The sequence below is a fragment of the Xanthomonas translucens pv. undulosa genome (genome assembly GCF_017301775.1).
GTDB classification, from domain to species: Bacteria; Pseudomonadota; Gammaproteobacteria; order Xanthomonadales; family Xanthomonadaceae; genus Xanthomonas_A; species Xanthomonas_A translucens.
Genome location: NZ_CP063993.1, coordinates 903,923 through 916,184, shown reverse-complemented (window position 1 = coordinate 916,184; position 12,262 = coordinate 903,923). Strand labels below are relative to the sequence as shown.

Sequence of the window (12,262 nt, the reverse complement as noted above, 5' to 3'; positions counted from 1 at the left end):
TGCAGGCGCTGGAACCGGCAATCGGGCACCTGCGGCAGGAGCGTCCCGGCTGGATCGCCGCTGCTTCAATCGTATCCAGGGTGATGCGCCGACCACCGCCAGCGCGGCCGCCGGCGACCGCATCCGTTGGCTGCTACGCCGGACCGCGTTTTTGCGTGTCTGCATTCGGAGCATCGTGCGCGCGATCGGCCGACGCGGATCACCCCGCCACGTGGTTCTGGCCAGATCGCACCGGCCATGCCCGTCGCGGCTGAAGTCCTACAAGGGCATCGCGCGGATCGCTTCAGTGCGAGCGATCCACCGCCAGCCGCGCCAGCGCCGCCAGCGCGTCGGCGCGGGCGCCGTGGCGGTGCAGGCTGTCGCGCATCGTTGCCGCCAGTTCGGTGAGCTTGGCCTTGGCGCCCTCCATGCCGAGCAGCGCCGGGTAGGTGGACTTGGCCTGCGCCGCGTCCTTGCCGGCGGTCTTGCCGAGCTGTTCGGAACTGGCTTCGATGTCGAGGATGTCGTCGCGCACCTGAAACGCCAGGCCCAGCGCGCTGGCGAAGGCATCCAACTGCGCCAGCGCGGCGGCGTCGGCGCCGCCGGCCAGCGCACCCAGGCGCACGCTGGCGCGGATCAGCGCCCCGGTCTTCAATGCGTGCATGCGCTGCAGGTCGGCCAGTGGTTGCACCGTGCCGGTGGCGTCGATGTCCAGGGCCTGGCCGCCGCACATGCCGGCCGCGCCCGCGGCCTCGGCCAGGGTCTGCAGCCAGCGCACGCGCAATGCCGCATCGGCCGCGTCGGCGCCGGCCAACAGCGAGAAGGCCAGGCTCTGCAGCGCGTCGCCGGCGAGGATCGCGGTGGCCTCGTCGAAGGCGATGTGCACGGTGGGCTGGCCGCGGCGCAAGGCGTCGTCGTCCATCGCCGGCAGATCGTCGTGCACCAGCGAATAGGCATGGATCAGTTCCACCGCCAGCGCCGGCGCATCCAGTCGCGCTGCGTCGACGGCGAACAGCGCGCCGCTGGCGTAGACCAGCAGCGGACGCATGCGCTTGCCGCCGCCGAGGGTGGCGTGGCGCATCGCCGCGTGCAGGCGCTGCGGTGCGGCCGCGGCGCTGGGCAGGTGCAGGTCCAGGCCGGCTTCCACGCGCTGGCGCCAGCGCGCGAACGCGGCGTCAGCCGCCATGGAGCGGGGCGGGATCGAACGGCTCGGCGGTATCCGGCTGCTCCGGATCGCTGAGCAGGCGCACGCGCAGTTCGGCCTGTTCCAGCGCCTGCTGGCACTGCCGGTACAGGCCGACGCCGCGCTCGTAGGCGCTCAGCGACTGCTCCAGGCTCAGGTCGCCGGTTTCCATCTTCTCCACCAGCACTTCCAGTTCCTTGAGAGATTGCTCGAAGCGGGCGACCGGGGAGGCTTCTTCTAGGGACTTCTTGGGCATCGCGGAAGTGTGCGCGGCGTCGGCGGCAGGGTCAATGCGAGGCAGGTGACGATGGCGTGGCCGCAGCGTCCAGCGCCAGCCGCGCGCTGCGCGCCTGCAACCAGGCGCGCAGCGGCGCGGCGACGATGTCCGCGCCGGCGGCGAGCAGCCGCTCGGCGTCGAACAGCAGCGGCAGGCGTGCGCGTTGCCAGGGTGGGACCGCCGCTTCCTGCAGGACCTGCTTGAGCGCCTGAGAGTGCACGCGTCCGGGCAGCAGAACGCGTTCGCCGCCCTGGCGCAAGCGCACCAGCAGCGGGGCGTCGAACACCAGCGGCGCGTCGGCGAGCAGGCGCAGCCGGCGGCCGTCGGGCAGTGCCAGCGGCGCGCGGCCGTCCCATTGCGCCTGCCAGTCTGCGGGCAGCGGTGGCGGATCGCGCTCGGCGTAGAGCGCATCGCGCCAGCCGCGCAGCGTCGCGCCATGCCAGGCGAACTGTGCGGCGGCGTCGGCACGCGCGTGCAGCAGCGTGCGCTCGATCGCCACCAGGCCCGCTGCCGGCAGCGGCGGCAGGCCCGCTTGCGCGACCCAGCGGCGCAGCACGCGCGCGCGGCGCGGCGCCGGCAGCGCACGCAGCGGCGGCAGCGACAGTGGCGCGGTGGCGTGCTCGCGCAGCGCCTCCAGCGCGGCCTGGTCGCCGTCCTCCAGCAGCGCGCCGGCCTCGCCGCACAGCTGCGCGCTGCGCGCCAGCGCGGCATCGGCATGCGGCCAGCGCTGGCGCAGCAGCGGCACCACCTGCAGGCGCAGAAAGTTGCGGTCGAAGCCGGGGTCGGCATTGCTCGGGTCTTCGATCCAGTGCAGCGCGTGCCGCTGCGCATAGGCGTGCAATGCGCTGCGCGGCAAGGCCAGCAGCGGCCGCCACAGCATGCCCTGGGCGAAGCTGCGCAGGGCCTGCATCGCCGCCAGTCCGTCCGGGCCGGAGGCACGCAGCGCGCGCAGCAGGAAGGTCTCGGCCTGGTCGTCGCGATGCTGCGCCAGCGCCAGCCACTCGCCTTCGCCCAGCACCTGGGCGAAGGCCGCGCGTCGCGCCTGTCGCGCCGCCGCCTCCAGGCCGTGGCCGCTGTCGCGCGGGACCTGCACGCGCAACACCTGCAGCGGGATCGCCAGTGCGGCGCAGCACGCGGTGCAGTGGTCGGCCCAGGCGTCGGCGTCGGCATGCAGGCCGTGGTGCACGTGCAGCGCGCGCAGCCCGGCGCGGCGGTAGTGCGGCTGGTGTGCCAGCGCGTGCAGAAGCACGCTGGAATCCAGCCCGCCGCTGAGCGCGACCAGGACCGCCGCCGGCGCCGGGTCGGGCAGGGCGGCGCTCACGGCGCAGGACGATGCGATATCCGAATGGGGCTTCATCGCGCCACTTTAGAGGTTGGCGGCGTGGCCGCGAAGCGTGTTGCGAGCGGTACGTCGCGGTCGCGCAGCGGATTGCGCTGGAGGTGGCGGCGAAGGGGGGCTTGAATCGCGATCATTTGCTTGCATCGCCTGCGCGATGCGGCCGCGCTCGGCATGCGGCGTATCCACGCGCTGTCGGTGTCCGTGTCGGCAGGAGCCTGCAGTCGATCCTGTGGAAGACTGCAACTGCAACTGCAACTGCAACTGCGGCCGGCTGCCGGCTGCCGAGCGCCTGAAGTAGGCGCTCGGTGCCGTACCGTAGCGCCGCGTCTGCGCGCCGTGGCGGGTTGCGGCTCCTGTCTCGTTCGACGGTACGCGGCGGCCTCGCCGCAACCTTCGCTCCGCGCCGGCGGCGCGGGTACTGCACAGGGGACAGGGGCGCAGTCCGCTGCCTGCGTTGTCGGTAGGCCGACGCGGTCGCCCCGCTACGGATGCGCTCAGGGCCGCGGTTCGGGCACTTCGCGGTTGTTGCGGTCGATGGCGTACCAGCGTCCGCCCTCCATCGGCGTATGCCCGTCGCCATCGGGCGTGCCGCGGCGGCAGTGGTCGCAGACCCGGGCCACGCCGTTCTCGAACGGCCAGGCGAAGTCGTGGACCGGCGGGATCACTTCGCGCAGTTGCCGGTCGTAGAAGCCGATGCAGCCATGGACGATGCCGCGGGTGAGGCCTTCGGCGAAATAGTCCGGGCCGCTGTCCCAGAGGATCACCGGCAGGCTGCTGCCATCGGCGCGCACGTAGTAGAACTGGTCGCCCACGGTCAGCACAGAAAGCCCATCGGCGTCGAACTGCAAGCGTTGCGCCGTCTGCGGCGAAAGCCGCAGGCGCCCGTCGGCCGCGACGCTGCAGCCGGGCACGATGGCGCGGTCGGAGTTCGGATCGGCGATCCGGCACGCGCCGTCCGCCTGCGCCCAGGCCGCTGGCGCCGCCGCGAGCGCAGCCAGTGCGACCAGCGCCGCTGCCCGCCGCCTTGCCAGCATCGTGTGCCGCTGCCGCGCCAAGCTCACTTTGCGGTGGCGCTCGCAGCCTCGGCCACGAACGCGTCCGGCTTCGGCAACTGCACCGGCACGCCGTCGCCATTGCAGGTGCCGGCCTGGCACAGGCGCCCGCGCAGCTTCGGCGTGGCCTGCACGATCACGTGGTAGATCACGTTCTCCTCCAGGCTGCCGCGGAAGGCGTCGCTGCCGGGACCGCGCGCCCAGATGCCGACGTCGTCGCCGCCGTGGGTCTCGGCCTTGGTCGGCACCAGCGCTTCCTGCATGAAGTCCGGGCGCTCGGTATCGACGTGGGTCAGATCGGGGCGGCCCTTGACCGGCTCGAAGCTGCTCGGCGCGTGCGGGAACTGCTTGGCGCCGGCCGGTTGCTGGTTGCTGGCACCGGTGTAGCCGGGGCCGTTGGCGTAGCTGAGCGTGGCGTACGGCTGGCCGTTGCCGTCCAGTGCCAGCTCGCCGGTATTGGCGTCTTCGCCGCTGGTGCCGCGCACCTTGCCCAGGATCGGATTGCCGCGCTGCGGGTAGCCGACGAAGTTGAGCGTGTGCGAATGGTCGGCGGTGACGATGATCAGCGTGTCCTCGGCCGAGGTCGCCTCCGCTGCGGCCTGCACCGCCTGCGACAGGGCGATGGTCTCGTCCAGCGCGCGGTAGGCGTTGCCGGCGTGATGGGCGTGGTCGATGCGGCCGCCTTCGACCATCAGCACGTAGCCGTCCTTGCCGCGCGACAGGGTACGGATCGCGGCGCGGGTCATCTCGGCCAGGCTCGGGTCGCCGGCGGCGCCGTGGTCGCGGTCGTGGTCGAACTGCATGTGGTCCGGCTCGAACAGGCCGAGCAGCGCCGGCGCGTTCTGCGCCGCTTCCAGCTGCCCGCGGTTCCAGACATAGGCGCCCTGCGGGTGGTGCTGGCGCCATTCGCCGATCAGGTCGCGGCCGTCCAGGCGCAGGCCGACCTTGTCGTCGTATTCCGGATCGCGCTGCTCGACGGTGGTGAACTGGCTGCGGCCGCCGGCCAGCATCACCTGCGGGCCACGGCCGTAGCGCGCGCTGACCATCTGCTGGGCGATGTCGCGGCAGCCTTCGGCCACCGCCTTCTCCGGCAGGTCGGTGTCGCTTTCCCAATTGCGTTCGGGGGTGTGCGCGTAGGTCGCGGCGGGGGTGGCGTGGGTCAGCCGGGTGGTGGTGACGATGCCGGTGTTGAGGCCGGCGCTGTCGGCCAGTTCCAGCCAGGTCAGCAAGCGCTTGCCGAGGCTGTCGGCGCAGGCCTCGCGCTTGCCGGAGGACACGCCGATGCCGCCCATGTGGGTCTTCACCCCGGTGGTGATCGAGGTCATGGTGCCGGCCGAGTCGGGGGTCTGCGAGTCGGTGTTGTAGGTCTTGCTCAGCGCGGTGGCCGGGAACGCCTCCCACGACAGCTGGTTCTCCTCGCCGGAGGCGCCCTTGCGCTGGCCGTCGAGGATGCGCGCGGCGGCGACCGTGGTCAGGCTCATGCCGTCGCCGAGGAACAGGATCACGTTCTTGGCCTTGCCGCGCATCGCGCCGTTGTTGGCGGCCTTGGCCGCGCCGCTGCGGTACCACCAGTCCGGCGTCTCGCCGCCGGGATGGGCGACGGCGGGCACCACGATGGGCGCGATGGCGACGCTGGCAGGCGCGCGCGGCGCGCTGGCGCAGGCCGCCAGCAGCAGGGTGGAGGCGGCGGCGAAGGCGGGAACGAGGTAGCGCATGCGAGGAACAGCCCCTGGGCACGAAGTCCCGCGCATTATGCCGGTTGCGACAAGGCGCGCCGATGACATCGCGCCTTTCCAGCCATGGCATCGTCGTTCGCGCCGGCTTGCGCTATGGTGCAGGATCCCGGGACTTTCTGGATAGCCTCGATGACATTGGTGAGCGCCTGGTTGCGCATTCCGTTCTGGCAGCGCGTGGTCGCCGGCTTCGTGCTCGGTGCGCTGGCCGGCTGGGCGCTGGGGCCGGCGGCGGACACCTGGTTCGGGCCGCTCGGCGACCTGTACGTGACCCTGATCAAGATGATCGCGGTGCCGCTGGTGTTCTTCGCGGTGATCAACGCGATCTCCTCGTTGCACGGCCAGCAATCGGTGGCCAAGCTCGGCGGGCGCACCTTCCTGTGGTTCGTGCTCACCGCCGCACTGGCAGTCGGTGTCGGCCTGGGCGTGGGCACGCTGCTGCAGCCGGGCGCCGGCCACTTCGGCCTGAGTGTGGACAGCGCCTGGACGCCGCGCGACGTGCCCAGCCCGATCCAGGTGCTGCTGGACGTGGTGCCGTCCAATCCGTTCTACGCGCTGACCGGCATCGGCACCAAGACCAATGCGGCCGGCGAGACCGTGCTGGCGGCCGGGCGCGGCTCGATCCTGCCGGTGATCTTCTTCGCCGGCCTGCTCGGCTTTGCGATGGTCAAGCTCGGCGAGCGCGTGGCGCAGGCGCGCAAGCTCGCCGCGCAGATGAGCGAGATCATGATCCAGGTCACCCGCTTCGTGCTGGAGATGACCCCGCTCGGCACCTTCGGCCTGATCGCCTCGCTGGTCGGCACTTATGGCTTCGAGAAGCTGCTGCCGTTCGGCAACTTCGTGCTGGCGCTGTACCTGGCCTGCGCGATCCACATCCTGGTGGTGTACAGCGGCCTGCTGCTGGCGCACGGGCTGAACCCGTGGAAGTTCTTCCGCGGCGCCGCGCCGGGCATGCAGGTGGCCTTCGTCAGTTCCTCCAGCTTCGCCGCGATGCCGGTGGCGCTGCGCTCGATCACCCACAACCTCGGCGTCAACAAGGACTACGCCGCGTTCGCGGTGCCGCTGGGCGCCAGCATCAAGATGGACGGCTGCGGCGCGATCTTCCCGGCGCTGTGCGCGGTGTTCATCGCCCAGTACACCGGCGTGCCGCTGACCGCCAACCAGTATTTCGTGGTGCTGATCGCCTCGGTGCTGGGCAGCTTCGGTACCGCCGGCGTGCCCGGCACCGCGGTGGTGATGGCCACAGTGGTGCTGAGCGCGGCCAACCTGCCGCTGGAGGTGATCGGCTACCTGTACGCGATCGACCGCGTGCTGGACATGATGCGCACCATGACCAACGTCACCGGGCAGATGCTGGTGCCGGTGCTGGTGGCCAAGGAGACCGGCTTGCTCGACCGCAGCGTGTACGAGGCGGCGTCGAGCAACGTCGGCCTGGACGATCCGCCGGCCGATGGTTCCGGACAGATGCGTTGAGCGCACGGTGAGCACGTCCGCAACGCGCTTGCGCGCGCAACTGCAAGCGCTGCCCGGCCTGACCCCGATCGACGGGGTGCTGGTGCAGCAGGCGCTGGCCGCCGATCCGTTCGAGCGCCAGTACCTGGCGGTCAGGCAGCAGGAAGGCCGCATCTACAGCGACGCGCAGCTGCGCACGCTGCCGCATCCCGGCGGCGCGCTGGCCACCAGCCACGAGTGGCGGGTGCGCGCCGAATCGTGCCGGCGCCTGTTGCGCCACCTGCGCGCGCGCGGCGGCAGCGGGCCGCTGCTCGAACTGGGGTGCGGCAACGGCTGGCTGTCGCAGCGGCTGGCCGCGGACCTGCAGCGCGAGGTCTGCGGCGTGGATGTCAACCGCGCCGAACTGGCGCAGGCCGCTCGCGTGTTCGCGGCCAACCCGCGGCTGAGCTTGGTCGCCGGCGACATCCACACCCTGCCGCTGCCGCCGCAGCGCTTCGACGCGATCGTACTGCCGGCCTGCATCCAGTACTTCGCCGACCCGCGCGCGCTGATCGCGCACCTGCTCGGCCTGCTCCAGCCCGATGGCGAACTGCACGTGATCGACAGCCCGTTCTACGCCGATGCCGCGCAGGCGCAGGCCAGCGCCGCGCGCAGCCAGCACTACTTCGCCGGCCTGGGCTGCGCGGAACTGGCCGGCCAGTATCACCAGCACACCTGGGCCGCGCTCGACGGCATCGCGCTGCGCGTGTTGTTCGATCCACGCAGCCTGCGCGCCCGTAGCCTGCGCGCGCTGTGCTGGCGGCAGCCGCACTTTCCTTGGCTGTGCATCCGCAAGCGCGACAACCCCGCATTGGCGGCTGGCTAAGCCGTCGCGATCGCGAGGCTTAGCCGCCGGCGAGGCGAGAGCGCATGGCATTTGCGCTTCCTGGATTGCGCCGTTGCCGGCACTGAACCGCCGATGCGCGCGTTGCGGCGGTGCGGGGCCTGCTGCATCGGGACGTGGCAGACTTCCGCGTCTTTCCCTTCCCTGGAGCCCCGATGAGCGGCACGCAACGCGAACTGACCTTCCGCTTCCTGGCCGAGCCGATCGACGTCAACTACGGCGGCAAGGTTCACGGTGGGGTGGTGATGAAGTGGATCGACCAGGTCGGCTACGCCGCGGCGGTGGGTTGGAGCGGGCGCTACAGCGTGACCGTGGCGGTGGGCGGGATCCGCTTCGTCTCGCCGATCCGGATCAGCGACATGGTCACCGTCACCGCCAAGCTGGTCTATACCGGCAGCACCAGCATGCATTTCGCGATCGACGTGCGCGCGCGCGATCCGATGGGCGGCGACTCGCGCCTGTGCACCCATTGCATCATCGTGTTCGTGGCCCTGGACGGGGTGGAAGGCAGGCCGACACCGGTGCCGTCGTGGCAGCCGGACACGCCGGAGGACCACCGCCTGTCCGAGTACGCGCTGAAGGTGATGGAGCTGAGCAAGGGCATCGAGGACACCATCTCCCACTACCAGGCCTGAGGCCGACGTGGCCCTTGGCCTGGCAGGGGGCTTGCCAAGGGCAGGCCGGCCCGCGGCCGCTACGCAGGGCCGGCCGCGCACTAGCGGCGCCAATGTGCAGGCGCCGTGCGGCAGTCGCCATCGAACAGGCGGCCACCGTGTGGGGCCATCTCCTGCAGCGCCAGCGCGATGGCCGGGGCGCACGCGGACGTCGCGAACAACGCAGCAAAGGCATGCTCGAAGCGTGCGGCCAGGTCGGCATCGGCCCGCGCCAGCAGGCGCGGCACCCACTTGCCGGTGCCGTGCCAGCACCCGTGTCCGCGCAGGGCCAGTTCCACCAGCCGTGGATACAGCGTGGCGCCGATCGCGACGATCTGCGCGGCGCTGCGTTCGCCTTGCAGGTCGTCGACCAGGTCGGTGATCTCGTAGCGCAGGGCCTGCAACTGCGCCGGCGACAGCGGCGGCGGTCCTGCGCGCAGGCGCTCGGAGGCGTTGCGCTGCATGGCCTGCGCGCGTTCCACCGCGGCGCCGAGGATGCTGCCTTCTGCGATCATGTGCGGCAGGCTGGGGCGGCCGCGTGCCACGTCGTCATCGACGAACCATGCCAGCGTGCCCTGGTCATGGACGAAAGCCTCGATCGGAACGCCTTGCGCGACGAAGGCTTCGCGCCGCGCCGCCGGCAGCCGGTCGTACACCACCACCAGGTCGATGTCGGAACCGTGTGTGCCTTCGCCGCGCAGGATCGAGCCGGCGGCGAAGGCGTACGCCGCATCGGCGTAGCGCGAGGCGAGCACGCTGCGTGCGATGGCCAGGGCTTGTCTCGGCGAGGGGGGGCGGGTTCATCGGGATGCCTGTCGCGCTGGAGGGGGCGGACCACGGTGTCCGCGGAGCGGCCGGTGCGCTGCCGCGCCGGTCGCGGCCCTGGCGTCGATCCTGTGCGCCGGCAAGGGGATCGTGCTGGTCGCAATGATGCGACGGGGGATCTCCATGGACACACAGACGAGTGGCGAGGAGCTTCAGCGCCAGTATGGTGCGACGACCGGCTCAGCCGCCGGATGTCGTTGCATGCCAGATACGGCCGGCCGGACTGGTCTCTATGGGTGCTGGAGCGGATGCAACCGGCCGCACAAGCGCGTGTGACCGATATCGGCTGCGGGACCGGGCAGCTGTGGGGCGAGGTCGCTGGCCCGATCCGGAGGCGGGGGTGCGCGAACTGCGGCGCATCACCCGGCCCGGGGGCAGGGTGCTGGCGGCGCTCAACGGTGTCGGCAACATGCGCCAACTGGCGCAGCTGATCGCCGGCATCTGCCGCGGTCCCGGTCGCGACCCGTCCACGCTGCGCCTGGACGCCGCGCATTTCGCGCGAGTCGAGGTCGAGCGCTTCGACGATACGCTGCTGTGTACCGATCCTGCCGACGTGATCGCCTATGTGGAGAGCCTGCCGCTGCGGCCGCAAGCGGTCACTGTCGGCGTTGCGCAGTGCCGTCCATGCCGCGTTCGCGCAGGCGGACGGGGTGTTCAGGATCGACAAGGGCGTGCGCCTGGTCGCCGCCGCCTGAGCCCCGTGCGCAGGGATTGGCGCCGCCCCCGTCCATGCGCAACGAAAAAGGCCGCTGTCTCCAGCGGCCCTCGGTGTTGCCGGCATGCGCCGTGAGCTTTACATCGCCACGCGCCGCGCCTGCACGAACTTCTCGCTCCAGTAGCCGCTGGTCAGCGTATCCACGCGTACGTCCTTGCCGCGGCTCGGCGCGTGCAGGAAGCGGCCTTCGCCGACGTACAGGCCAACGTGGTCGACGCGGCCCTTGCGGCCGAAGAACACAAGGTCGCCCGGAGCCAGCGCGTAGCGGTCCTTGATCAGTTCGGCATTGGCCTCGCGCGCCATCTCGCGCGACACGCGCGGCAGCTCGATGCCCAGCGCATTACGGAACACGTAGCCGACCAGGCCGCTGCAATCGAAGCCTTCGGTGTCCTCGCCGCCCCAGCGGTACGGAGTGCCCAGCAGCGCCATGGCGCGCTTGAGCACCGACTGCACCTTGTCGCCGCCCGGGACAACGCCTTCGTGCAGCGGGGCCTGGGAGACGTCGTAGTTGGCCAGCAGGCGGCTGATGTCGCCGGCGAACATCGCCGAACGGTCCATCAGCGGAATGGTGTCGTTGGCGGCCAGGTGCGGGAGCAGGGCGGCCAGGGTGGCGGTGGCGGCGGCGTCGGCCTTGCTGCGCGCCGGAGCCTGAGCCTGCACGACGGCCTGTCTGGCGGTCGCGGGCTGCGCAGTGTTGGCAGGTGTACCCATGGTGCCGGTGGCGCTCACCGGAGCCGGTGTGGCGGCGACGGTGGCGATCGCTTCGGGGATCACGCTGTCGGCAGGAGCCGACTGGGCCAGGGCCGGAACGGCCGAGAGGCAGAGCGAGGCGGTGCAGATGAGACGGAGAGCGGCCCGGCGGGGGACGGTTGTCTTGCCTGGAAAGGTCTTGGCTTCAGTCGTCACGCTTCGATCACAATTTAAAACGATGGGGGATGATGCCTTGTAGACAGCAAGGGGAAGTTCAAATAGCGTTAATATTTCGTAATTATGAATGTGAGGGCAGCCACAGTTCAGTGCAGGACCCGCTTGGCGCCGGTGTAGTGATCGCGCCAATAGGCACCGTCCAGATAGTCCAGGCGGACCGTTCCGCCAGTGCTGGGGGCATGCACGAAGCGGCCTTCGCCGACATAGATGCCGACATGGCTGACGCTGCCGCCGCTGCCGAAGAACACCAGGTCGCCGGTGCTCAGGCGCTGCGGATCGATCCGCGGACCCTGCACCGCAGCCAGTTCGCGCGAGGTGCGCGGCAACTGCAGATCGAGCATGTCGCGGTAGACGTAGGCGACCAGGCCGCTGCAGTCGAAGCCGGAGTCGGGGGTATTGCCGCCGTAGCGGTAGGGCGTGCCGACCAGGCCCAGCGCACGCATCAGCACGGCGTTGGCCGCGGCCGGATCGGCCGGTGCCACCTGCGGCCAGCTGCGCACCGCCACCGGTGGCGGCGGACGCGACGGGCGCACCTCGTGGCGCCCGCAGGCGGCCAGCACGGCCATGCACAGCAGGGCCGCCCAGCAGGGAAGACGGCGCCGCGCGGACGTTGAAACTGGCGTGTTGTGCATGGAGCCGGGATAATGTGAAACCTCAGATGGCCGCCATCATGGCGGCGCTCCCGTCGGCCGACAAGCCGTTCATACCGTCTGCCATCGGCAGCCATAGCGCAGAGTTGCACATGAAGATCGAAAAAGACCGCGTCGTCCGTTTCCACTACACCGTCTCCGAAGCAGGCCAGGCGCCGATCGAGACGTCCAAGGAGCGCGATCCGCTGGTGATCCTGATCGGCCACGGCAACATCATCCCGGGCCTGGAGAACGCGATGCTGGAGCAGGAAGCCGGCGCCAGCTTCGGCGTGGACGTGGCCGCCAAGGACGCCTACGGCGACTATCGCGAAGGCCTGAGCCAGCGCGTGCCGAAAAAGCATTTCGGCGCGGCCAAGCTGCAGCCGGGCAGGCAGGTCGTGCTGCAGACCAACTTCGGCCCGCGCGCGGTGACCGTGCAGAAGGTCGGCATGAGCGTGGTCGATGTCGATCTGAACCACCCGATGGCTGGCAAGGACCTGCATTTCGACGTGGAGATCCTCGAGGTGCGCGAGGCCAGGCCGGAAGAGATCGAGCACGGCCACGTGCACGGCGAGGGCGGTCACCAGCACTGATCGAGTGCGACACGGATCGCGT

General features: G+C 70.8%; 13 protein-coding genes. 5 read left to right on the top strand and 8 right to left on the bottom strand.

The annotated features are described in order from the left end of the window. Positions 1-283: 283 nt before the first annotated feature. The 5 genes from ISN38_RS03710 to ISN38_RS03690 form a co-directional block, all read right to left on the bottom strand. Positions 284-1,165: a polyprenyl synthetase family protein gene (locus tag ISN38_RS03710; protein ID WP_003467721.1), complete on the bottom strand. Its 882-nt coding sequence runs from the start codon at positions 1,163-1,165 to the stop codon at positions 284-286. Beyond that, on the bottom strand, positions 1,155-1,418 hold the full coding sequence (locus ISN38_RS03705; RefSeq protein ID WP_206712067.1) for an exodeoxyribonuclease VII small subunit: 264 nt from the start codon (positions 1,416-1,418) through the stop codon (positions 1,155-1,157). Before ISN38_RS03705 ends, ISN38_RS03710 begins: the two co-directional genes overlap by 11 nt. Positions 1,419-1,449: 31 nt before the next feature. Then, complete coding sequence (tilS, locus tag ISN38_RS03700; protein ID WP_080964753.1) at positions 1,450-2,796, bottom strand: tRNA lysidine(34) synthetase TilS; 1,347 nt, start codon at positions 2,794-2,796, stop codon at positions 1,450-1,452. 476 nt (positions 2,797-3,272) lie between these two features. Further along, on the bottom strand, positions 3,273-3,812 hold the full coding sequence (locus ISN38_RS03695) for a WG repeat-containing protein (protein WP_038236282.1): 540 nt from the start codon (positions 3,810-3,812) through the stop codon (positions 3,273-3,275). Between the two features lie 23 nt (positions 3,813-3,835). Next, a complete protein-coding gene (locus ISN38_RS03690) occupies positions 3,836-5,545 on the bottom strand; it encodes an alkaline phosphatase family protein (protein WP_047324740.1) in 1,710 nt (569 codons plus the stop codon). A 150-nt stretch (positions 5,546-5,695) separates the two neighbouring features. Here ISN38_RS03690 and ISN38_RS03685 point away from each other — a divergent pair, with 150 nt between their 5' ends. From ISN38_RS03685 to ISN38_RS03675, 3 genes are all read left to right on the top strand, one after another. Then, the gene (locus ISN38_RS03685) at positions 5,696-7,036 is read left to right on the top strand and encodes a dicarboxylate/amino acid:cation symporter (RefSeq protein ID WP_003465143.1); all 1,341 of its coding nucleotides are present in this window, start codon (positions 5,696-5,698) and stop codon (positions 7,034-7,036) included. Between the two features lie 7 nt (positions 7,037-7,043). Continuing rightward, complete coding sequence (locus tag ISN38_RS03680; RefSeq protein ID WP_038236275.1) at positions 7,044-7,880, top strand: class I SAM-dependent methyltransferase; 837 nt, start codon at positions 7,044-7,046, stop codon at positions 7,878-7,880. Between the two features lie 173 nt (positions 7,881-8,053). Then, complete coding sequence (locus ISN38_RS03675; RefSeq protein ID WP_003465151.1) at positions 8,054-8,533, top strand: acyl-CoA thioesterase; 480 nt, start codon at positions 8,054-8,056, stop codon at positions 8,531-8,533. Positions 8,534-8,613: 80 nt separating this feature from the next. On the opposite strand, the gene ISN38_RS03670 is transcribed toward ISN38_RS03675, so the two are convergent. Beyond that, entirely contained in the window at positions 8,614-9,306 is a 693-nt protein-coding gene (locus tag ISN38_RS03670; protein WP_003465152.1) for a nucleotidyltransferase domain-containing protein, read from the bottom strand. Between the two features lie 410 nt (positions 9,307-9,716). Between ISN38_RS03670 and ISN38_RS20115 the strand changes: the two genes are divergently transcribed. Next, positions 9,717-10,166, top strand: a complete 450-nt coding sequence (locus tag ISN38_RS20115) for a hypothetical protein (protein ID WP_230938310.1) — start codon at positions 9,717-9,719, stop codon at positions 10,164-10,166. Positions 10,167-10,169: 3 nt separating this feature from the next. On the opposite strand, the gene ISN38_RS03660 is transcribed toward ISN38_RS20115, so the two are convergent. Further along, complete coding sequence (locus tag ISN38_RS03660; RefSeq protein ID WP_038236279.1) at positions 10,170-10,997, bottom strand: C40 family peptidase; 828 nt, start codon at positions 10,995-10,997, stop codon at positions 10,170-10,172. A 107-nt stretch (positions 10,998-11,104) separates the two neighbouring features. Further along, positions 11,105-11,650 (bottom strand): C40 family peptidase, encoded by a 546-nt coding sequence (locus ISN38_RS03655; protein ID WP_039955797.1) that lies wholly within the window; start codon positions 11,648-11,650, stop codon positions 11,105-11,107. Between the two features lie 110 nt (positions 11,651-11,760). Here ISN38_RS03655 and ISN38_RS03650 point away from each other — a divergent pair, with 110 nt between their 5' ends. Beyond that, positions 11,761-12,240 carry an FKBP-type peptidyl-prolyl cis-trans isomerase gene (locus ISN38_RS03650; RefSeq protein WP_038236283.1) on the top strand — a complete coding sequence of 160 codons (480 nt, stop codon included), beginning with the start codon at positions 11,761-11,763 and terminating at the stop codon, positions 12,238-12,240. Positions 12,241-12,262: the final 22 nt, after the last annotated feature.